This is a genomic window from Paenibacillus sp. DMB5, from assembly GCF_001517085.1.
Classification (GTDB): domain Bacteria; phylum Bacillota; class Bacilli; order Paenibacillales; family Paenibacillaceae; genus Paenibacillus_AQ.
Map to the genome: position 1 here is coordinate 33,561 of NZ_LRAC01000147.1, position 23,888 is coordinate 57,448.

The window sequence follows — 23,888 nt, forward strand, 5'->3', positions numbered from 1 at the left end:
GGATGTATTTTCCGTCTGCCCTGAGCGGGTTTTATGGAGTAGTTGCTTGCTGAAACTTACATTCCCTGTATCCGGTAGATGATTACAGCCGCTTCTGCTCTGGTGGCTGTCCGGCCGGGTTGATGGCTTTTCCGTCTCCCTGGACAATCTCTTCCTTAATCAGAGCGGCTACGCTGTCAACAGCGTATTTTGCGACCTTTGCTCCATCTGTGAAGCTGCTTAAATCCCCGGCACTGCCGCTGGCGGATAATTTATTCACTGCTTTCAAAGCTCTGGCTGCAATGACCATCATATCCTGCCTGGAGATTTCGCCCTTCGGATTAAAGTTATTGCCGTCCGTTCCATTAATGATCCCCAGCTTCCTGGCAGTACCAAGCGCTTCATAATAGTAGGCGCCTTGACTGACATCCGCAAAATTGGAACCGGCTACGGCTTCAAGGCCGAGAGCACGCACAAGCAATACTACAAAGTCCGCTCTTGTGATGTTCTTTCCCGGACTAAAGGCCGTCTCGGACGTCCCTTTTATAACACCCTTCGCATACAACGCATCTATAGCCTCGGAAGCCCAGCTATATTTGTCGTCAATATCTTTAAATCCGCTAGATGGTACAGGTGCCGGCGTTGCTGACGGCGGCGGTGTTGCTGTTCCCGGTGCGGTGCTCGGTGTCGGTGTTGGTGTTGGTGTCGGTGTTGGCGTCGTTACCGGACCCGATGGCCCTCCGCTGTTGCTCAATGTGGTGACAGTAAGGCCAGGACCGTCCGTGCTCCAGTTTCCTGCCGCATCCCCGGCCTGAACCGTGAATACATATCCGGTACCTGGCGAAAGTCCCGACACCTCATAGCGTTGCGCCGTTCCAGGCAGCGCTGCGATCTCCTCAGCTCCCCTGTAGATCTTGTAGCCTGTGACCGACTTATCATCAGCTGCACTGGTCCATGTCAGTGTTAGTCCGGAAGTGGTTATCCCGGAAGCTTCGAGCTTGCTGCCTGCCGGCCATGACGGCGGGGCAGTATCCGCAGACGGCAAGGTTGCAGCTGAAATGGAAGGTCCGCCGGTGCTCCAATTCCCACCGGTATCCCCGGCCTCTACTGTAAATGTATACCTCGTATCCGGTATTAAGCCTTTGACCTGATAATGGTATACTGCCCCGGATACAGTCTCCGTGTACACGGCATCGGTAACTGTAACCGGCTTGTCATCAACTCCGTTAGTAATTCTATAAGCGGAGATTCCGCTTTCGTCGGTTGCTGTTGCAGACCATGTCAACGTTAATTCCGTGTCGGTAACGCCGGTGGCTTCAAGCGTACTGCCTTCCTGCCAAACCGGCGGTGTGGTATCGGAGGTCGGCAGCGTTGTTACTGTAACAGAAGGTCCGTCCGTACTCCAGTTGCCGGCTGCATTCCCTGCTTCCACCTTGAAGGTATACAAGGTATTCGGAAGCAATCCGGTAAGCTGATAACGGTATACAGCCCCGGATACAGTAAGCTCATCCCCGTTCACAGTAACCGGGTCCGAATCAGCCCCCGTATAAATCCGGTATCCGGTGACCCCGGCTTCATCTGCAGCTGCCGGCCACGATAAGGTGACTCCAGTGCTCGTTAGATCGGAAGGTTCAAGCTTACTTCCCTCGCCCCATACCGGCGGAACAGCGGCTTCGAAGCGGAAATCGTCGATATAATACGATGCCGTAGCACTATTGGGGCTTTCCACATATATAGTGACATCATCGTGCAGATAACGGTAGGTGCCTTCCAGCTTGACCCAATCTCCGGTTGTACTTACAGTCTGCGTTGAAAGGCTGATGTAATAAGGCGCAGCAGCATTGACCAGTGCGGTCAGCTTCAGCTGGGCGCTTGCCGGTTCAATCAGCTTGACCCATACGGAAGCTTTGTACGCATTACCGGTCTTGACCATATCCTTCACATGAACGGACGGGCCGTCGGAATGGGCTGTTCTGCCGGTTACCTTCAGGGCATAAGCTCCGCCCGGAGTATGGTTGGCCTCTTTGACAGGCGTAAGCGTCACGCCTGCGCTGCCTTTAGGCATGAAGCCCTGAAGCGTCTGATCCTCAAAATCCCTCAAGGCTTTCGCACCTGCTGTAATGGTTAACGGACTGATCAATACGCTGGCACTGCCCTTTGACAGAGTCAGTGAGAATTCCTCATTCTGATAGGCAAGGGCAGCATTCACTCCAAGCGCCTTCAGCTCTGCATGGTTATTCAGATATTCCTGCGCTTTGGTCTTCAGTGCTGCAGCATCATCACCGGCGGTATCCGGAACTGTAATCCGGGTGCCGATCAGCGCCGCAGCTTCTTCTACTGCCAGCTGATCCGGGCTGACCCCGCCGGCTCCATCCGATGTCTTGAGAAGATTCACATTAGTGAACGTTACCTGGAAATCGGTAGAGGCACTGGTGTTGGTTCCATACAATTGTACCTTTGCATCCTTAAAGAATTCAGGGGTATACGTTGACGGACTGCCCATAGCCGTCCAGCTGGAGCCGCTGTTTGTTGAAAAATACCCCTGAACCACATTCCCTTCTTTTACAATACGGAGAAAATAGTTTACCCCGCTCAAATTGGTCTGATTGGTGTTGTTGGTAAAGGAGGTGCTGCCTGTTTTGCCTGAGTTATTGACTTTAATATTCGCACTTACTTTTCTGGCATTGATCCGGTAGAACTCCCCGCTCGAAACCCGGCTGATGCCAAGTCCAACCTGCGAATTCTCACCCATTGACGAATCATTAAGCGGTTTATCCACAATCAGCTTTGCTGTCAGCGTCCAGTTGCCTTCAGCAGAACCCGGAAACTGCAGCATATTGTGGCTGGCCGGATATTCGGTATCGCCTTTGAGTGTCTTGATCGTTGCGCCATCAGCGTTATAGCTTAAGGCATGCTGCGGATCTGCCGGATTCATGATTTCCCAGCCTGCCGGAAGACCATCTGCAAATGAAATCAGCTCGTTGGTACTGAAAGAAATTCTATACGTCTTGACCTTTTCACCTTTTATAAACCGGACTACTGCCGTTCCCTGCGCGCTGTCTGCCTGTGAAATACTAATGAGTTCTGCAGGATCACTGGAAACCGCCGTTACCTCCGGTATGGCATTTCCGGACACAGTATACGTGTATTCATATTTGGCAGCATCGAAATTGGATGGCTGAATGCCGTCAATAAAGATGCTGTATGACGCTACCAGTTCAGGAGTCAGCGACAGCTGATCTGCGTACAGGATGTTGGCATCCTTAGCATATACCGCCAGCACTACCTTGGCGGTGCCTGCCGGTTCGTCATAAGTAAACGGCCGGTTTGGCGTCTCATGCCAGTCTGCGACCTTAACATCTACCGGCTGGAAAGAGCTTAAAGTAAGCGGCCCGCCCTCCAGGATGCGTCCGGTAAACTTGCCATTGCTCCAGTAAGCCGGATCTCCAGCCTCACGGGCTGCATACGGCTCCGGCATGTCACGGCCATTGACCGGGGTTATGCCCAGCTGATTGCCGTTCTGGTCATAATACACCAGCGCAGCCTCCACATCACCGGGATTCTCCGCGGGGAGATCATAGCTCTCAGGCCGGCTCACCATCGAAAGGAAATAGCCCTTGAAGTTATAGCTTTCGCCCTTGTTCAGCTTACCGGTCACATCCTGCCACATGCCGTCATACTGCCCGGCGGCATCGGTGCGTCCTGATATTTTTCCGGATCCGGCAACCTTCGAGGTGGCATTGTTTTTCAGATAACGGGACAGGCCCGAATAGCTCTGGATGGTATCAGCCGTTAACGCCGGTCCAGTGACAGCCTGTTCAAAGGTTTCATTGTTGTAGCGCCCAGTGAACCAATACTCTGTATTGGAGGAGGTAGCTGTATCGAAGTCTCCATTCTGCAGAAGGTTCCCCGGGATGGATACTGTCGAATTATTGGCGGCAGCACTCCAGTCGGAATCGTTCGCTCCGAACAGGAAACGGTCAACGGTGATTGTACCCTCAGCTCCGTTCGGTTCGGCAACAATGTATAGATCCTTATGGCCGTAGGCGCTCAGATCACCCGTATCAACCATATCCTGATACTTGCCATACAAATCATTGGCCGGTACTGTAACTTCCGCTACACGCGTACCCTTGGACAGGACATCGGCTCCGCTGCTGACTGCTGTGCCTACCGGAAGGACATAAGCGGCAAGCTTTCCTCCCTGCGCCGATTTCGTCTGGGCAGTCAGATACAGCAAATGCCTGCGGACAACACCCCCGTTAGCGGAGCCGTCGGCAAAATTCAGGTTTTTGTAGGCTAGATAACGGCCTTCAGCCAGTGTTACGGCTTCATTGGCCCGGCCTGCATTTCCCATACTGTCTCCCGGTACGCCGTTGTCATTTCCTTCTGCTTCCAGGGTAGAGAAAATATCCCGCTCTCCGTCAAGACCGCTGTATGTGGCGAATGTCCCTTGTGACGGAACGATGGTAACAATGCTGGCGGACGGGATGTCAATGACGAACTTGCCGTTCGTAACCGGAATGGTCGCAAGCTTTTTCATATTTTCGCTTCCTGAAGTACGGAATACAGTTACACTATTGGTCCCCGCCGGAAAGTCCTTCAGGGTGAATTCAAGCGGCTGAATGCTGTCATCATTCTTGGCGTTGGAAACCGTAATGGAGTAATCATTGGTATTCGGGTTCTTGAACCCGGTAACATTGATATCAGCTGCCGGATTACGCGTCACATCAAACCGGACATCGCCGGGATTCATAAACCGGGAGAAATGCCCGTAGCCGTAAAAGCGCTTGAACAGGTGATATTCACCCGTTAATGTACTGATACGCCCAGGCTCCTGCTGAGAGTTGGTAGTGACGAAACGGATCAGGTCGGAGCCGTCCGCACCGTTGCTATCCCACATGCTCCACCAGACAAAGCCGTTAAAGCCCGGATTGCTGTTGAACATATTGGTCATAAGATTCGACCAGCGTACAGCGTCATTAATGTTCTGATTGCCGTACCGCTGAGTATAGGCACCGGCCGACCCGTCAGCAGTATCCTGATTCATGAACTCTGCCTGCCAAAGTTTATATTTGGTCAAATATTCCGGGTACTTGCTCCCGTCCCTTGAATAATCCAGCGGGCTCTGGGAAAAGTCACCGGTGTGATACAGTTTGTTCTCATCTGTCCCTATGCCGACCGTACCGTACAAGTGGGTCGTAAAGACGTCGAGATAAGGATTTTTATCGAGTGCATTGTCAGGGTCCGTCTGGGAGAATACTTCCCCTCCTCTGCTGAGCGACGCTCCGAGATTGGTACCGTCTACTGCGGCCAGCTGAGGAATGAAGTCTATCAGCTTGCCGTCAGGATTCTGGATATCATAAAGGGCTCCGCCCGGCTGCATGGACTTCTTCAGAGTCGGGCCTATATAGCCGTTAATCAGCTCGGTTACATAGGAAGCGTTCCCGCCTGCAAGATCCACCTCGTTAAAGGGGTTGATATGTGTGATCGGAATTCCCCATTGCTCCCACATGCCGCGGATATAATTAACGAGATAATCGGCATAGGCCTGATAATAGATTTTTACCGGCTTCCCGTCTATAGTAGCCGTATCGTTACGGATAATTTTGCTAGGATTATTAGTCGAAGACTGGCTCATCCAGTAAGGCACAGTCCAGGTACAGGCATAGAATTGCTTAACACCGTATTGCATGGCCTGCCGCATGGTCCAGACCTGATCCATATCGAACAGTTCTTTGCGGGTCCGCGGCGAATTCTTTATAACAACTGGAGCTGCCCCCGGCGCGCTTAGAAGATTGGTCGGGCCGCCGTCATCATTGCCGGCCGGCTGATTCCATGAAGGATAATCCCAGACGAAATCCTGTACCGGTACCAGCGTACCGGGAGCATGCTCAGGTTCAACAGGCCAGATACTGTCGGTGTTGCCGTCATAGTAACGGTTCTCAGCTTCGATTTTATACCCGTATTGTCCTGCTGATCCCCGCATCGGAATCGCATTGCCTTCAACATCGAAGCCGGGTTTGCTGACATCTGCCAGCAGCCCTGTTAACGGGTTGAACCCCGGACTGGCCGCAGTGGCTCCTGTAGTGGTCAGACCGCCGTTATCTCCGATAATGACCCGGACAATGTCATGGCCAGTGCCTTCCTTTTCACTGAAGGTCAAATCCAGCAGATGCCTGACCGTATCCTGATGACCGGCTGTGGCCAGCTGCAGCATATGGATGGAATCTGTATACGCATAAGCGGCCCCTACACCATCCATCGTCTGGTAGGTCTTGTACCAGTCGGCGGTTACCTGTGCCGGGGCCGCTTCTGCCGCAGCAGCCTGAACCGGGTTGGAAAACGGCACCGGGACAATAACGGACAGCGCCAGTGCACCGGCCATTGAAACCGCAAGTGTCTTTCTCCAGATCTTTTTCCTCATTCTGCGTGTTCCTCCTTAGGTATTTTTGTATACGCTTACATCGCCTTTCCTGGTTATAGCTTATCAATTCAAAAATGGAATTTGTATGAGAGCAATGCACGAAACATTATAAAATAACACTGTAATGCTTTAAATTTGCACAAAAAAAACACCCTTTACCTTACAACGGGAAAACCATAGGTTTCTTCCGGCGCAGTACAAAGAAGTGCGATCCCCTGTAATTCTTCCAAATTTCTATTTTTTACGCAGAAAACCCCGGTCTGCACGCCGCATTTATACGCGGGGTTTACAAACCGGGATTTTCAGAAATCCGAAATATGCAATTAAAGGGCTATTTCACTTAATTTAGCGTGACCGTAATGCTGTCTATATTAGGACCTTCAGTACCGGTAGTGACCACTTTGAGCGTATTGATCCCGACGTTCATTCCAACTTGAATCGTTTTCTCGCCCCAGGTTGTCCAGCTTCCCGTTGCTGCAAATGCGAGATTGCTGATCACCTTGGTTCCATTTACATAGACATCCAGGTTTCTCGTGCCGGACTCCAGTGCATAACGGAATTTCACATTTTTGCTGCTGGCAGTTGCACAGTAGATATTGTTCCACTGAATGGCGGCATCCGTTGCTGCATTAAAATTGACGTATCCGCTCCCGTTATAGCCGGAGTTAATTGTTTCTGTTACTGCAGCAGTCAAGGTTGTACCTGTTTCCGCTTCGTAAGTGGTTCCGGTGCTGCCGCTGCCGCTTCCCAGTGCAGCTACAAAGGTGGTTACACTCTGGGCAGGCAGTTGGGCTGTAAACGCATTGTTGGACACATTGATTGCAGCTCCTGCAGCAACCTTTCTGGTCGCATCGGTAACCCATGGGGATACGCTTGAAGCTGTCCCGTTCTGCAGGACAAAGTTCTGATTAACCGCCGAGGTGCCTTTGTTAATGGCTACAATGACAACCTTGTTGTCTCCCTTGTAAGCCGAGGTGTACACATTTGTATCCGGATTCTTTGTTGCGTCAACTCTTACATATCCCGGACGGATGAATTTGGAGAACTGGGCCATACTGTCCCCGCGTTTGCTGATTGTGCCGTCCTCATTCATCGGGCCGTATTGGCGGCGGATGTACCACCACACATACGCCTGGAAATCCGCTTCGGCCATTGCATTATGCATATGGTAAGCGACTTCCAGTGCCTCAGGCCACAGGTTGGCCGAATTGTTATTGCTGTTGGGATAGTACACCTCCGTCATCCACAGCTCCTTCCCTGCCCCTTTTTGCTTAAACAGCGGGTAAGGGAAATTGCTGAACGAGGTGCCATAAGTATGTGCACCCAGAATATCCATATTGGCAAGCGCCTGCGGGTCATTCAGAATCGGGTCGGACATATTTTTGAGATAGGAGAAGGATTCGGGAGCGATAACCCGGCAATTGATGGACCCTGCATTTTCTTTCATGAACTTAAGCATTTCTTCAGGTGTCCACCAGGTCCAGGTATGGGCATAATCCGGTTCATTCTGCACAGAAATCGCGTAGAGGTCTACTCCGTTGTTCTTCATGTAGGTCACAAAGTCATTAAGATGCTGCGCATAGGCAGCATACTTGTCATACCGGAGCCGTTTGGCTGACTCGCCGTTGCGGGTAAAGGTCTCTGTCATGTCACTTGGAGGATTCCAGGGCGACGCGAAGACTATCGCACCTTTGGCAATAGCGGCTTTTGCCGTGTCCACTTCCCTGTACCAGTTATCCTTATTCTCATCGACATAAATTCGCAGAACAGAGAAGCCCAGCTGGTTCGCCCCATTGCCGAACGCGGTTTCTCTTTGCGCAGGCGTCAGATCTCCAATCCAGGCCGGAAGATTGATTCCCCCAAAACCGCGGATGACTTGCTTCTCTGCCGACAAATTAACAATGACATCACTTGCTGCCGACACTTTGGGTGGCGCAGGAACCAGTACTGCCGTCAGTACAGTTACAGCTGCCAGGAAGGTACACATTGATTTTTTTACACCAGTTAACATTTATCCATCTCCTCACAGAATATGTCACTGCATCAATGAAACCTGTACCACCTCCCGTCTATTGAAGCGGCTTTCCTATGCACTAGCTTGTCTATAATTCTTGCAGCACTTGCAAGCGCTTCCTTATAATGTATTATAATAGTTATTAGTGTTATATTCCTTGCAATAGAACAAATGAATATTGCGTGAATGCCACATATTCCATATATTTCAAGAAAAGGATTGGATGCGATGCTGCAGGATACCGGCCACATTTTTTCACCGATCAGGGAAGAGATGATTTGCTTTCACAATACGTCCACGACAGAGCTGATCGATCCGACGCTGCCTTATCACCGTCATGATGCTTACGAGGTTTATCTCTTCCTAAGGGGCAATTCACTAATGTATCTTGAACAATCCTGCTACAAGCTGGTGCCTGGAGATTTAATCATTATCAGCCCGGGCGAGCTGCACCGGTGTATCTGCCTGGATACCCAGACGTATGAGCGGATCGGATTGAATATCAAAAGAACCGCACTGGAAAAGCTATCAAGTGCCCGTACCAGCCTGGCCTCCTGTTTCGAGACTCACGCTTTTGGACAGAACAATCTGACCCGGCTTACGCAGGAGCAAATGGTATTTTACACCGGATTAGCTGAACAACTGATCAGCTGCCTAAGCTCGGAAGAATATGGACAGGATGTTCTCGCTGAAGCCTACGCAACCCAGCTGCTTGTATTCATCAACACCCTTTACCGCTCCTCGACGCATAGTCCGGACAATATCATGCCCGACTTGGTCAGCAATACAATGTCCTATATCAAAAGCCATCTGGCTGAAGATATTAATTCCGGATGTTTGGAGCAGGAGTTTCATTACAGCAGCAAATATATCAGCCGTCTATTCAGAGAGCATACCGGACTTACGATACGCTCTTATATCATTGACCAGCGAATATCGCTCGCCAAAAGCCATCTCGCCGCCGGCAAATCCGTTGCGGAGGCCTGCGGGCTCTCCGGATTCAGCGATTATGCCAATTTCATCCGCAGCTTCAAGAAGACAGCAGGCATCTCCCCCGGAAAATATAAAACCAATATGCATTCGGACCGGTACCGGAATGAAGCTGCCGCGGCGGCCGGCAGAATTAAAAGATGGAGCTGACCCGTGACCGGGCAGTTCCATCCGTCAATCAGGGAGAACGATTACTTGGCGTCCGCTTCCCAATAATCTCCGACCAGACCTTCTAATACGCTGCCGGCGGCCCAGGGCATCAGACAGAACCAGGTGCTCGCGGGCGAACCGTCGCTGTAGGTTTCCGTTAACAGCCCTTCAGAATGACAAAACCGTTCGGACATCCAGCCTCTTTTGCCATAATCAAATTCGTTATCGTAGCGGTTATAGGTCTGGCAGCCCCAGCCCACTGTATCCAGCATCCGTTGCCGGACATAAGGATCATCACGCTGCTGTACATAGTAATAGAGTTCATCAACAAGATTGCCGGACATCGGATGAATATGCGGATTGGCAACGGAAGTCACACTCCCCCCGCAGCTGGACCAGCCAATTGTACTTAACGGAGGCACCTTAACCGGTGAGTTGTAAGCAAATTTGAAGCTGAATTCATAATCGATCGCATCTCTCATATGCTCCAGAAACAGTTCTTCCCCGGTTATCGCATGCAGAAATCTGACAGCCTTCATATAGGCCAGAATGCCTTCTGAATCTGCCGCCTTATCCGCATCAAGCGGAGCCCCGTAGCATTCCATCCGCTTCACGTAAGCTTCGTAGTAGTGCTTCTCGCTATGCTTCAGGCCTTCAAGACAGGTATTGTCTCCGGTAAGCCAGCTGTAGTAGGCCATAGCAGCCATACACCATACCCCGCCGAAGGAATCATACTCAAGTCCGGCACCGGTTTTCTCCGACAGAATGGCGGGATATTCCCCGTCTGTGTTTTTACTTTTTTCCAGTATAGGCAGTACCTTGCTGACAAAAAGCATCCAATCCTCATGCTGGACATTTTTGATTTTTTTCTCAAATTCATACGCCTTCATAATATAAAATAATGCCTGTGCACACAGGTAGGCAGAATGTCCCGGCGTACGCATTCCGTCAAACCACCAGCCGGATATACTCCATTTCCCGTCCTGATAGGCCTCGTAGGGAAGCCCGGAATCCGGGTTCAGACTATTCGTGATAATGTTCCTGATACAGGAAAGGGCCTGCTCGCGCATGGGCTCCTCTTCAAGCCTCAGTGCAGCCATCAGGACCGGAACAGCTGCGGTCAGACCGCTCGTCCAGCTGATCGAGATTATTTTATTATAGCGGTAGCCGCCCTTCTCCTTGTCCTCATAGACAAAGGTGGAATAGCTCCGGTCCCCGGGCAGCCATGCATCCTGATAAATCGCTTTCGACAGGTCAGCTGCGGCTGTCCGGATATCGCTCCCCTGTCTCGGTGGCTGGTGATAACGGAAATAGATCTCCTTCAGCGCAAGGTTAATACCGAGCTCCGACCCGGCTTCATATGCATACAGCTCCAATGTGAATTCCACTTCTTCGCCGGCAGCCAGCTCAAAGCAATTGTTATCCAGAGCCGCCCGTTCTTGTACCAGCCGTGATTTGATGAACAGCAGCGGAGCATTCTCATAACCCAGCGTATACCCGACGGTTCCTTTGGCAAGCGAGCACGTGAAGCCGCCATACTGGTAGAACTCACCCGAAAGCTCAGGCTTCCACTCTGTTTTGACCCCATCCCTAAAGATAAAATAAGGGCTGGCGCAAAGACCGTATACGAAGCCGTTGTCAAAGGCAAAAGCCGCCGGATGGGATAACCGGTCGCTGCGCACCATCCACCAAGGGGAAGAAGGGCGTGAAGGCTTGCCTTCCCTCAGCCTGGGGAATTCATTCGGAACATTCTGCGGGGCTTCACCGCGGTTTCGCCCGTACATAAAGGCCGGCAGGAAGAATCGCGGATTCTGTTTGGGAAAAGGGAGCTCAACATGAATGACTCCCGACCATGCAGCGCCGGAAACGTTACTGACCCGCACCCGGGCCTGTACCGGGTCTGCCGCACTGCCGGTTCCGCCTGTAACGGTCACAGATGTACTTAGTCCGTGCCTGTCCTGCTCCGTATAATCCGGCTCATCCCGAAATTTGCTTCTTGCTGTTATTACTAGCTCCACAACAACACGCTCCATTCTGCTTCATGCCACAAAGCACTTGTATTTATCAACCTAACATGTTAGGATATTGACATTTTAAAGTACCTTCAGCGAATAATCATTGCGGTTTCCGCAGTATTTATTGCGCGAACAGATCAGGAGGCTGCAAAGTGAACGAGCCTGTCGAGCTTCGATATGATTTTATCCATAAGGATTTCCTCTACCTGCACAGGACCACTACTTACAATATGGGGACCTTCTATCACCGGCACGAAGCTTATGAGCTATACCTGTTTCTCCGCGGCAACGTCAATTTCTATATTGAAAACAGCTGCTACCGCCTGCAGCCCGGTGATTTGATTGTCATCAGCCCGGAAGAAATGCACCGCTCCTTCAGCCTGGATGATACCGAATATGAACGGATTACCATTAATCTTCAAAAATCCTATCTGCATCGCCTCTCTACTCCGGCCACACTTTTATCCGCGTGCTTCCACTACCGGCCAATGGGAAAAGGAAACATTGTTCATTTAACGCAAGCGCAGCTGGAACAATTCCTGCAGCTTACCTGTGAACTGGAACAGGCCCTTTCCTCTAATGCGTATGGTACAGATATTCAGGCCAACTGCTGCATCGCTCAGCTCCTGGTGCTGGCCAATACGGTTTTTCAGCAGGCCAGCTTTATCACGGCAGATATTATGCCTGCACTGGTACGCCAAACAATGGACTATATTGAAGGACATCTTGCGGAGGACATCACATTGGAACAGCTTGCCGGCCTGTTTCATTTGAACAGCACCTATATCAGCCGCCAGTTCAAAAGGCATACCGGACTAACCCTCCGTTCCTATATCCTGGACCGCCGCATCGCACTCGCCAAATCCTTGCTGGGAGAAGGGCTAAGCATTACCGAAGCCTGCTATCAATCCGGTTTCAGCGATTATGCGAATTTTATCCGCAGTTTTACCAGGGTCACGGGAATATCCCCCGGCAGGTATGCCAAAAAAAACGCAAGTCCTCCAGAGTAGAGGGCTTGCGCTATAGGCTTGAATTTTCGTATTTATTGGGTCATGCCATTACGCGGAGTCAGTTTTTTATCAGCTCTGTCGGATTCATGCCGGTAATCTTCTTGAACAATGTGCTGAAATAGGGAATATTCCTGTAGCCGACCCGTTCCGCCACTTCATACACCAGCATGTTCCGCTCCATCAAGAGCTCACGCGCCTTTTCGATGCGTACCCGGGTCAAATAATTGTTAAACGTCTCTCCGGTAATATTCTTGAAAATGATAGACAGATGATTCCGCGAGATGAATACTTTATCCGAAAGCTCGGCGAGGGTGAGCTCCTCCGCATAATGCTCGTGGATATAGTTGGTCATGAAATCGACGACCTGCCGGTGCTTGCTGCTTCCCTTCCATTGTCTGCTGCTGCAGATTTTGCTGATTTTGTCCATAAGCCAGCTGGCCAGCTGATCCGGTACAACAAGGCCGCTGATCTCCTTGGCGATCTGGTCATTGGTGAACAGATCGTCCAGAACGAATCCGGATTCATAAAGCGAGTAGGCTATAATGCCCCACAGCTCGCTCCCAAGCATCTGTACATATCCCTGGGAAATTCCTTCTTGCTTTTTCATCTCCGTTATATAGTCCAGCACAAGGTCATGGGCTTCTGTTTCCTGTGAGGCTTTCATTGCTGCTGCAAGTTTATATGAAAATTTCACAGGAAAGAGGGCGACCTTAACCGGTGCGCCGCTGCCGCTGCTCTCCCTGTACCTGTACACCTCATGACCCGAAGCGGACCGTAAATCAGTCAGGTCCATGGCCCGGAACGCCTCCTCCGTCGAGTCGGAGAGCCTTGTCCAGCAATTCTTTACTCCCCCGATTCCTATACGGGTAACAAGCTTAAGATAACTGCCTATACTGTCTGTCAGCCTGATACCAAGCTCATCAAGCCTGTATTCCAGCTGTTCCTGCTGCTCTGCCCCCGGATGGATAATCAGTAATGCCCTGGTACTGTGCAGCTCCGTGTATTCCAGATCCGGGAACATCCTGCGCGCTACTTCACAGGCGATATTGCTGACCGCAAAGCGGAACAGATTCCAGTCCGAGACGGATAGACACTTGGCCCGTTCATCCCGGATCAGCTCGATCCCGACTGTGACATGCCTGCGTTCCTGCCAGTATTGATAGGCCGGCGGAAGACGCATGCTGTCCCTGTACGCAGAGTCGAGCGTACCGACAGCAGCCGAGCGGACCCACTCCTTTTCTACAAAAGGCTCATACAGCGTCATTTTGAATTCAAGCTCCCATTGGCGGATACGCTTTTCCTCCTCTGCCTCAAGCTCCTGTATGACCTTGCCCAGAATGGATTTTAAAGTCGGCAGGCTGATGGGCTTGGATACATAGTCGGTCACCTGAAACCGCAGGGCCTGCCTGGCATGCTCGAAATCGGAATAGCCGCTCAGGATAATGATTTTGCCCTGGAAGCCTTCCTTTCGGAGCCGCTCCATCATATCCAGACCGCTCATGACCGGCATATACAAGTCAGTGATTACTATGTCCGGCAGGGTTCTGCGGATAACCTCCAGCCCGTCCTCTCCGTTCATCGCCTCTCCAGCCCATTCGGCTCCCAGCTCATCCCAGGGTATCGCACTTTTCATTCCCTTCAGAACCTGCCGCTCATCATCAATGATTGCGATTTTCCACATGGCTCTTCCCCCTTAACTCCTTTAGCGAAAGCACACTCCCAAAGGAAGCGCTTACGATAAATCAGCATAGCCTTTTGCCCTATCCCAGTCTGCCAGTAATTATTCCTTACTGGCTGGAGGCTCTGCCAGCAGCGGCAGCGTAATCAGCACTCTTGTTCCGCCCTCTTGCCGGTCCTCCAGAACAATGCCATAGCCTGCTCCGAAATATCCGTCAATCCGTTCTCTCACATTGCGGACGCCATAACCTCCGGTGTGCCGGTTATGCGGCCTTTCATCAGGCTGCTTCAGTCCTGACCCGTTATCCTCAATCCTGATCTGCAGCTTATCACCGCTTTGCTCCATCTCAATAGAGACATAGCCGCTCCGCTGCTTGTTAAAGCCATGGACGATCGAATTCTCAACAAACGGCTGCAGCGTAAGCTTGGGAATGTATAAAGTCTGAAGAGCTGAGGAAGCTTTAATGCTATATTCCAGACCCTCCCCCCAGCGCAGCTGCTGGATTTCAAGATAACAATTAATATGCAAAAGTTCATCGGCAATGGTGATGAAGCTGTTCCCGTTGGACAATCCGATCCGGAACATCCGGCCCATCAGCTCCAGAATCCGGCTTAACTCATCCTGGCCGGCCTCAATCGCCATCCAGTTAAGCTGATCCAGCATGTTATACAGGAAATGCGGATTAATATTAGCCTGAAGCGCTTCAATTTCAGCTTTGCGCTGCTGCTCGTAGCGGCGCTCCAGCGAAAGGTACAGCTCTTCAATCCGTTCATTCTGCTTACGGTAGCCTGCGAATAAATACCCGAATTCATTTTCATAATCTGAAGGGAGCTCCACATTATCCCCGCCCACAGAATATACCCGCATCGCATTTACAAGCTTCTTGATCGGCTTGGTAAACTGCCTGCTCAAAAAATGGGTCAGCAGCACAACCAGCAGCACTGCACCAATTCCGATCAGACCGATCCATTCCGCCAGCTTCAGACTGCTTGCCGTGATTTGCTTCCAGGAAGTAAACTCTATGAGCGTCCAGATGGAATTATCCATTCTGGAGTAGACAAGCAGCGTATCGCGTGATCCGTCCTTTGCCGGAATATGCACATACCCTGAGCTATTACTCCTCAGATCGATCCACTGCGGCCAGTCGTCCTGGGCCAGCGTATCGCCGATCTTCATAATCTGCCGGCCTTCGCTGTCTGCCATGATCCGGTTGGATCCGTCTGAATTCCCTGTTAAGATCTTCCGGATTTCGCCCGCTTTGATGTGGATCATCAGGACGCCAAGATAGTCATTCTCATACACTATTTTTCTGAAAAAGCTGAGTACAGGAACATCTCCCTGCGAAGTAGATAAATTATATTCTTTGGACCAGCAGAAGTCGCTTTTCTCCAGACACCTGATTCCCTCCTGCTTGTTCAGATCATTAAGGCTGCGGAATTGTATATAATTTTGCCGTTCACTGAAGATGGGGTTATCCATATAGAGATCTATGCCCTGGATCAGCGGAATCGCATAGGTCAGATTCGCGAGTGCGCTCTCCACACCTGCACGCCTCCGGTACCTCTCGAATTCATCCTGCCTGTTCAGGAGAAAATTGGTCAGTTCACTGTCACGGGTGCTGGACAGGGAAATCTGCTCAATCATGACCAGTTTGGTTGTTATTTCATTATTAAGCTCATCCAGCAGCTGCTGCTGGTAATGGGATGTCGTCTTTACAAGCGCCTTGGAAGAATTGCTGTAACTAGTCCATGCGGTAACCCCGATTACAGCAATCAGCACGATGGCAAAGCTATGAAAAAACAGCCGGTCGATTCTATATTTTTTAAAAGGATTTGTCAGTTGCTTCACTTCCCTCCGGCTCCGGTTCAGACAAAATAAACGGTAAAGCAGCGAAAGAGATTCGAGGCTTTACCGTTAAAAGACCAATGTTTTTTACATCTTATCCTTTAATTCCCGTAGTTGCAATCCCTTCCACGAAATACTTCTGAAGGAACATGAACACGATGGTTGCCGGAAGGATCGATACAAGTGACATGGCAAGCAGCTGGCCCCATTCCTGGGCGGATTGGGAATCATTAATCATCCGGAGCGCCAGACCGACCGTATACTTGTCTACCGTGTTGATATACAGGAGATGACCCAGGAAGTCATCCCAGTTCCACAGGAAGCAGAAGATCGTCACGGTTACAATTGCCGGAAAAGCAAGCGGCATCACCACTCTCCAGAAGATGCCGAACCAGGAGCAGCCGTCTATTTTGGCAGATTCGTCAAGCTCTCTGGGAACACCGCGTATAAACTGGATCAGCAGGAAGACGAAGAAGCTGCCGCCTGCCCCGCCCGCAAGCAGATGGGGGATAATGAACGGGAGATACGTATTTACCCAGCCAAGCTGATAAAACAGCGCATACTGGGGAATGATCAGCACCTGTCCGGGCATCATCAAGGTTAGCATCAGGATGGAGAACCAGAAGTTTTTGAGCGGAAAATCCAGTCTCGCAAACCCGAAGGCAACCAGCGTAGTAGATAACAGTGTTACGACAATGACTGCCAGCTCAAGGCCGAACGTATTCAGATAGAAATCGGTGAATGTATGTCCGGGAACCGAATTCCAGCCCTCGCTGAAGTTGCTCCACTGCGGAACAGACGGAAAAATGGACGGCGAGTTTAGTTCCGTAGTATGCTTCAGCGATGCTCCGATCCACCAGATCACCGGATAGACCATCACAAAGCTGAAGAGAATCATAAAAAGATGACGAAGAACCGGCTTTACCTTTAATGTGGTCATTTACGTTTTCTCCCTCCAGTGTCAGCTTCATAGAATACCCAATATTTCGAGGTATAAGAGATCAGCAGCGTAGCTGCGATGATGGCCAAGAGCATAATCCAGGCGAGCGCCGAAGCATACCCCAGCTCGTAACGGCTGAACGCTCTTTCATACAAATACATTGCATACACATAAGTAGCATTCATCGGGCCGCCGTTCGTAATGACAAATGCGGATGTAAACATCTGAAAGGCGTTGATAACAGACATGATTAGATTGAAATAGAGAATCGGCGAAAGCATCGGCAGCGTAATTCTGAAGAATTGGGTCACTTTATTGGCTCCGTCTACGGAAGAGGCTTCATACAGATCATTCGGAATTTGCTTCAGGCCTGCCAGAAAAATAACCATCGTTGAGCCGAATTGCCAGACCGTCAGCAGAATCAGCGTGCCAAGTGCCGTATCGGGACTTGTGATCCAGCCCTTTCCTTCAAAGCCGAAGACAGCGATCAGCTTGTTGAAAACCCCGTCAACCCCAAAGATGTTGCGCCAGAGCAGCGAAACCCCGATACTGCCTCCGATCAGTGAGGGAAAATAAATGGCAGTGCGGTAGATGCTGATCCCCTTAACCGCCTTGCTGAGGATCATGGCTACAAAAAGCGCAGCTATCAGCTTTAAAGGCACGGAAGCGAGCACATAAGTGAAGGTTACCTTGGCGGATTGAACGAATCTGGGGTCTGCTGTAAAGATCCGCTCATAGTTGCGGACTCCGATCCACTTCATCGGCTGCATCAAGGTGTAGTCGGTAAAGGAATAGTACAGGGATAGGAATAACGGGTACGCCGTAAGCGCTAGAAACCCGATCAGCCAGGGGGAAATAAACAAATAGCCTGCTAACGGTGCGTTCCATCTGCTTTTGAAATAGGAGCTTTTTTTCGGCTTCGCAGCAGTTTTGGCTATGGCGGCTGTGGAACGGTTCATCTGTGGTCACCTCTTGTGGTTAATTTATACCTTAAGTATATAGGCCGCCTATGGCCTGCTAAAGGAGGGCAATGCTCGAATTCTTTCAAAATATAACGATAAACGAACCGTCTCCCGCCCTTCCCGCCATAAAAAAGAAGCGGAATGCTCCGCCTCTTTCACGTATTACATTAATAGATTGTTCTCCCGTGCTGGTCGGGTATACCGCTTTTCCGGAGGAAGTACGTATTGATCCGGTCCCGCCATTCTTTACTGTGCCCGGCCTGCTCCGTTAGACGCTCTTCCACATGCCTGTACGCCCGATCATCCACCTGTCCCTTCATAAGCTTCCAGTCAGACAGCAGCCCGTATGCCCGTTCTGCGCCTTCAAAATGAGTGTCATAAATATGCTGGATCACGGTTTTACCCGAATGCAGCACATGCGTATACGGGACATGATGAAAGAACAGCAGCAGGTCATCCGGACAGCTGTCAAGGGACTCATATTGTTCCATATTGGCCTGCACATATTGGGAGGTATACCCCGTACCTGTAGCTGTTGTCCGGTCAACACCCATTCCATGGCAATCTGCAAAATGATAGGTGCCCCACATAGAGTACTCATATCCGTCCACATTTGGCCCGTAATGATGATCGGGATTCACCATAAACCCTACGCCCAGCGGGGCCGTGTAAGATTCATAGATTTCCCAGGATTCCATGAGGATTCTTAACAGGAGCTGAAACGGTTCATGGGCTGAAGCAAAGCCAAAAGTCAGCGTAATCCATTCCCCGGCAATCGCATCGGCAGACAGCCCGGGATTCCAGGCAAGACGTCCGTAACCGTATAAATTAGCCTGTGCAAGCAAATGGCCCGTCCAGTTGCTGTCATTTCCTATATTAGAGACAGCAGCAAAGCCGCTGTAAGGATTGCCGTGAACGGAACCATCCACAATGTGCCGGACAGTCGTCCCCTTCCCCTGAAGCTGTGTATCAAAATCCAGAATTTCCTTCCACTGGGGCACCAGATAGCACACGTGGCGCTGCTGGCCGGTATACTCCTGGGCAATCTGGAATTCAATGACCTGATTCGTCTTGGGCATAGCCCCCAGCAGCGGGGAGACCGGCTCCCTTACCTGAAAATCAATCGGCCCATTCTTTATCTGCAGAATGACATTGTCCATGAAGCGTCCGTCCAAGGGCTGAAAATGGTCATAGGCTGCCCTTGCGCGGTCGGTGGAACGGTCACGCCAGTCCTGCTTGCAGTTGTAGACGAAGCAGCGCCAGATGACAATGCCGCCATACGGCTGCAGCGCTTCAGCCAGCATATTGGCCCCGTCTGCATGATCTCTGCCGTAGGTGAACGGTCCCGGCCGGTTCTCCGAATCGGCCTTGACCAGAAATCCCCCGAAATCAGGGATAGCTTCATACACTGCAGCTGCTGTCATTCGCCACCACTCGCGACGTCCGGGTCCAGGGGATCTGCCGTCTCAAGACCGCCGATCTCCATTGTACTGGCGTAATTAATACTCAGAAACAGCCTGATGGCATAGCTGCGGAAAATGGCTGCCAGCCTCGCTACATCCGGCAGGAAATCTGTCAGAAGCCGGCTTTCGGTCTGGTGGACGTTCACATTATTGATCGTTATGGCATTGATGCCGGTGGAAGCCAGCAGACGGGCGTAATCCTGAATCCGTTCCAGCTGGCCTGTGATCATGTTATTCTCATAAAAAACGGATTGCCCGGCATACCCCCGCTCTACACTCCCGTCCATGTTATCCCACTGGTTGATCATGCGCAGCTGATTGGCCGGATTCTCCAGAATATTCAACTGCCGGACAGAACCTCCTGTCCCCATAATCCGCAGCAGATGGAACACGCCATATAATACACCTGCAGGGGTAAGCGCCCCGATAACAATACTGCCGGTCTGGTTGTCGGTTTGAATGGCATAACCTTCCGCTTGAACAGCATTGCTTACCTCCATGCTGAAGAATTCGTCAACCACTGAGTCTGCACCGAAGGTTCCAATAATGATACTTGGGGACGCCGCCATTGTCTCCGAGACTGAAATCACTCTTCCGGTAATTCCCTTAAGGCCTTGAGCCAGCTCGTCCGCAGCCGTACGAAGCACAGTATTGTCTTGGCCAGCGGCAACAATCCGCTGGTATTCCTGATAACGTCCCGCCCCTCCAGCCGCAGGATTGCGGTATTGCAGCCAGGCCAGATACCCGTCTCCCGGCTGATAATGCACCGAATATTCCATATTCATAAATCCTCCCTCTACCTTCAATTAACATTAGGCGTCCAGGTAACGGCAAGGCCCGGAACAAAATGCTCCGGGCCTTTCGTTCTGGAACTATTTTTCGTAAGCCTGTGACGCTTCCTTCAGCTGCTCAAAGGCTTTCTCCGGTGTCACTTTTCCAAAGCTGAGCTGGTCACGCACCAGTACCCAGTCCTTGTCGATAAAGTTGGTCCAGCCGCCGGCTCCGGCCGACCAGGTCTGGCCGTCCGGCTCTGTAGCACGGAGCAAGCCCAAACCAACCTTATCCAGATCACTCATGCTGGCTTCCAGCGCCGTTGCAATTTCCTTGTTGGCCGGAAGGCCGCGGAAAGTCTTGAGAATATTCCCTGCTTCCTGGTCGTTTACAAACCAGTTAATGAATTTCTTGGCTTCCTCAGCATGCTTGGAGTTTTCGGAAACGGACAGATACATGGATGGCTTCAGCCAGCCGCCCGCTTCTTCCGCCCGCGGCATCGTAACAAGGGCATAAGCACCCGGCTTGATACTGTCCCAGGTACCAAGGTTATTGGAGAAGCTGTACCGGAACAGAACCTTACCTGCTGCCAGCAGGTCCATTTGCGGATCATTTTCTTTATCGGAAGCATTTACATCCGCCGGAGGAACCAGGCCTTCCTTGCGCAGCTCTTCAAATTTCTTGGTCCACTCCAGGAAGACAGCCTGATCCACGTTAAAGTGGCCGTCATCTGTAATGACCTGGCCCTTGCCTTTGGCGTACTGGTAGGCTGAGTACATAAAGTAGTTGCCGCCATAGTCCAGGGTGAAATATTGCCCCTCAGGCAGCTTGGATTTGGACTCCTTGGCCAGCGCGAAGAAATCATCCCATGTCCACCCGTTGGCCGGATTTGCAATGCCGAGCTTATCCATGGCCGCCTTGTCGTATACCATCCCGAAGGCTACCGAGCCAAGCGGAACCGCGTATTGCTTGCCGTCAAGCTGTCCGCCGGACAGCAGCTTGGCATCGAATTTACTGACATCCACCTCAGGCGCCAGGTCGGCTAATTGTCCCCTGGACATCCAGTCCGGCATCCAGCCCGGATCTAGCTGAACGATATCCGGTGCATTTTTTGCTGCAGCCTGTGTCGATAATTTATCCAGGTATCCATCCATACCTGAATATTCTGGTTCGAAGGTAACATTCGGATTGTTCTTTGTGTATAACTCCAGCGCAGCCAAAGTAGCCTCGTGCCGCGGCTGGGATCCCCACCACATAATACGCAGTTTAACAGGCTCATTGCTAGGAGCAGCCGTCGCCGCTGCAGTAGTGCTGGCAGGCTCGGGAGTAGCCTCCGCCTTGTTTGTAGCTCCATTGCCGTTGCCGTTGCCGCCGCAGGCCGCCATCGTTCCCAGTAAGGCCGTCATGGCCAGTACTGTAAGAGAACGCTTCCATTTCAACATCTTTAACCCTCCTAATTTAATCTGTATTCGCTTGCTACACCGTTATAGTAACAATTAAAGATGGAAGTTCATATGAGGGTGATGCACGATTTATTTTAAAATCGCACGGAAAAAGCTGCAGCCCTTACAAGTCATAAGGGCTGCAGCCGGGAAGAAGTGCACTTTCATTACAGAGTCAAAAAGCTTTGCAGAGTCCGGTCTGCGAGATAGGGCAGATACTCATGGCCGTATTCGTGATAGACCAGTAATTCCTTCGGTGACGTAATCTTGTTATATGCAGCAAATTGGGTCGATGGCGGACAAATCGGGTCCATTAATCCGGTAACCCATACCACTCTTCCTTTTATGCGGTCTGCCAGATTTTGAATATCGATATAACCGAGACGGTTAAAAATGTCCTGTTCACGCAGATGATGCGGATCGAAGAACCGGAAATAATAGTTAAGCTCCTCATAGGCAGACGCAGTGATGTTTGCTTCCCATGCCCGCTTATAGTCGGAGAGGAACGGATAGACCGGCACTGCTATTTTGATCCGGGGCTCTAGCGAAGCACAGGCAACCGTAAGGCCGCCGCCCTGGGACAGTCCGAACGCACCGACGCGTTCCGGGTCCACCTCCGGCATGGCCATCAAGATACGCGCCGCCTGGGCTGTATCCAGAAATACATTCCGGTAGTACAGGTTATCCGGATCGGGATCATCTATTCCGCGGATAATATGTCCGCGGATCGTCGTACCCTGAACGGTCAGATTATCCTCGGACACCCCGCCCTGGCCCCGGCAATCCATGGCCAGTACACTGATGCCGTGCGCCGCGTACCCCACCTTCTCCAGCCAATCGCCGCTGTCACAGCCGTATCCGTGGAACATGACGACACCCGGTCCTTTTCCGGCGGACGGCAGCTTCGGTCTTACATATTTACAGTGTATTCTGGCCCCGCCTACACCGGTAAAATACAGATGAAAGCATTCCGCAAGTAGACTGGTAAATGCCGCAGGCACCAGCTCATAATTCAGAGGCTGGGCATCCAGTTCACTTAAAGCGCGCTCCCAGTACCCGTCGAAATCATCCGGCTTCGGGCTGATCCCTTCATAGGCCTGCAATTGGGACAAAGATCGTTCATTCATGAATGTTTCTCCTTATATCCGGCTCAGATTTTGCCAAGTCCGGCATCGTCACCGACTTCTTCATGGGTTTCAATGACATAGCTGACAATTTCCTGAACCGTGGTATAGGCTACGCCCACATAAGTATCTGCAGCGCCATAGTAAATGGCGATCCGGCCCGTTTCGGCATCGGTAAGGGCTGCGCAAGGGAACAGCACGTTATTAACGAAGCCTCTCTCCTCATACCATTCTTCGGGTGTAAGGACGAAGTTTCTGGAGCGGTATTTGACTCTGGATGGCTCGTCCTTATCCAGGATCACTGCTCCCATGCTGTACACAAGGCCGTTACAGGTTGTAGTAACGCCGTGATAAAACATCAGCCAGCCTTCACTCGTCTCAATCGGTGCCGGGCCGCCGCCGATTTTGGTGCTTTGCCACCAGCCTTGCCCGCCCTTGGTCATGACATGACGATGCTTGCCCCAGTAGACAAAGTCAGGGCTTTCGCTCAGGAACACATCACCGAACGGCGTGTGGCCGCTGTCGCTCGGACGGGACAGCATTACAAAATTACCGTTTATTTTTCTGGGGAACAGCACCCCGTTGCGGTTAAACGGGAGAAACGGATTTTCCAGGCTGATAAAGGTTTTGAAGTCCTGTGTCCGGGCTACCCCGATCGCCGCTCCGTAAAAATCGGTACACCAGATGATATAATACGTGTCTTCCACTTGGACGAGACGCGGATCGTAGGCATAACGCGGTGCGTACGGGTTGCCTGCTTCGTCAATGAACGGAATCGGCTCATCCGCGATCTTCCAGTCCAGGCCGTCAGCACTATAGCCCATCCGGAGATGAGGGCGGGTCGTGTTGTCCTCTACACGGAACACGCCGAGGAAGCTGCCTTCGTAAGCAATTACAGCACTGTTAAAAATCCGCGCTACCCCTTTGGCGGGATTCCGTTTGATAACCGGGTTATCATTATGTCTCCACACCGGATTGTCATTGCCGGCCGGTCTGTCCTGCCATGGGATATTCGGCAGATTGGTTCCAATCAGTTCTACTTGTTTCATCTTTCATGCTCCTCTCAAATCTGGTTCTG

12 protein-coding genes and 1 pseudogene are annotated in these 23,888 nt (G+C 51.2%); 2 read left to right on the forward strand and 11 right to left on the reverse strand.

Features of this window, described 5'->3' with window-relative positions:
* Positions 1 to 82 precede the first annotated feature (82 nt).
* Entirely contained in the window at positions 83 to 6,406 is a 6,324-nt protein-coding gene (locus AWJ19_RS25570) for a fibronectin type III domain-containing protein (protein ID WP_068728067.1), read from the reverse strand.
* Positions 6,407 to 6,746: 340 nt separating this feature from the next.
* Positions 6,747 to 8,417 carry a carbohydrate-binding protein gene (locus AWJ19_RS25575; protein ID WP_068728068.1) on the reverse strand — a complete coding sequence of 557 codons (1,671 nt, stop codon included), beginning with the start codon at positions 8,415 to 8,417 and terminating at the stop codon, positions 6,747 to 6,749.
* Positions 8,418 to 8,648: 231 nt separating this feature from the next.
* Between AWJ19_RS25575 and AWJ19_RS25580 the strand changes: the two genes are divergently transcribed.
* Positions 8,649 to 9,560 carry a helix-turn-helix transcriptional regulator gene (locus AWJ19_RS25580; protein ID WP_198536640.1) on the forward strand — a complete coding sequence of 304 codons (912 nt, stop codon included), beginning with the start codon at positions 8,649 to 8,651 and terminating at the stop codon, positions 9,558 to 9,560.
* Positions 9,561 to 9,601: 41 nt separating this feature from the next.
* On the opposite strand, the gene AWJ19_RS25585 is transcribed toward AWJ19_RS25580, so the two are convergent.
* Positions 9,602 to 11,578: a hypothetical protein gene (locus AWJ19_RS25585; RefSeq protein WP_068728188.1), complete on the reverse strand. Its 1,977-nt coding sequence runs from the start codon at positions 11,576 to 11,578 to the stop codon at positions 9,602 to 9,604.
* 149 nt (positions 11,579 to 11,727) lie between these two features.
* Here AWJ19_RS25585 and AWJ19_RS25590 point away from each other — a divergent pair, with 149 nt between their 5' ends.
* Complete coding sequence (locus AWJ19_RS25590) at positions 11,728 to 12,585, forward strand: AraC family transcriptional regulator (RefSeq protein ID WP_068728069.1); 858 nt, start codon at positions 11,728 to 11,730, stop codon at positions 12,583 to 12,585.
* A 58-nt stretch (positions 12,586 to 12,643) separates the two neighbouring features.
* On the opposite strand, the gene AWJ19_RS25595 is transcribed toward AWJ19_RS25590, so the two are convergent.
* The 8 genes and pseudogenes from AWJ19_RS25595 to AWJ19_RS25630 form a co-directional block, all read right to left on the reverse strand.
* Positions 12,644 to 14,266, reverse strand: a complete 1,623-nt coding sequence (locus AWJ19_RS25595; RefSeq protein WP_068728070.1) for a response regulator transcription factor — start codon at positions 14,264 to 14,266, stop codon at positions 12,644 to 12,646.
* A 99-nt stretch (positions 14,267 to 14,365) separates the two neighbouring features.
* Positions 14,366 to 16,102, reverse strand: coding sequence for a sensor histidine kinase (locus AWJ19_RS25600; RefSeq protein WP_068728189.1), 1,737 nt, complete (start codon positions 16,100 to 16,102; stop codon positions 14,366 to 14,368).
* Positions 16,103 to 16,202: 100 nt separating this feature from the next.
* Positions 16,203 to 17,048 carry a carbohydrate ABC transporter permease gene (locus AWJ19_RS25605; protein WP_068728071.1) on the reverse strand — a complete coding sequence of 282 codons (846 nt, stop codon included), beginning with the start codon at positions 17,046 to 17,048 and terminating at the stop codon, positions 16,203 to 16,205.
* Positions 17,045 to 18,007, reverse strand: a complete 963-nt coding sequence (locus AWJ19_RS25610; RefSeq protein WP_068728072.1) for a sugar ABC transporter permease — start codon at positions 18,005 to 18,007, stop codon at positions 17,045 to 17,047. The genes AWJ19_RS25605 and AWJ19_RS25610 overlap by 4 nt, the downstream gene beginning before the upstream one ends.
* A gap of 170 nt (positions 18,008 to 18,177) precedes the next feature.
* Positions 18,178 to 20,252: pseudogene (locus AWJ19_RS25615) on the reverse strand (alpha-glucuronidase family glycosyl hydrolase).
* Positions 20,253 to 20,345: 93 nt separating this feature from the next.
* A complete protein-coding gene (locus AWJ19_RS25620; RefSeq protein WP_068728073.1) occupies positions 20,346 to 21,686 on the reverse strand; it encodes an extracellular solute-binding protein in 1,341 nt (446 codons plus the stop codon).
* Positions 21,687 to 21,853: 167 nt separating this feature from the next.
* Positions 21,854 to 22,813 (reverse strand): alpha/beta fold hydrolase, encoded by a 960-nt coding sequence (locus tag AWJ19_RS25625; protein WP_068728074.1) that lies wholly within the window; start codon positions 22,811 to 22,813, stop codon positions 21,854 to 21,856.
* A 23-nt stretch (positions 22,814 to 22,836) separates the two neighbouring features.
* Entirely contained in the window at positions 22,837 to 23,859 is a 1,023-nt protein-coding gene (locus tag AWJ19_RS25630) for a glycoside hydrolase family 130 protein (RefSeq protein WP_068728075.1), read from the reverse strand.
* Between the last annotated feature and the right edge of the window lie 29 nt (positions 23,860 to 23,888).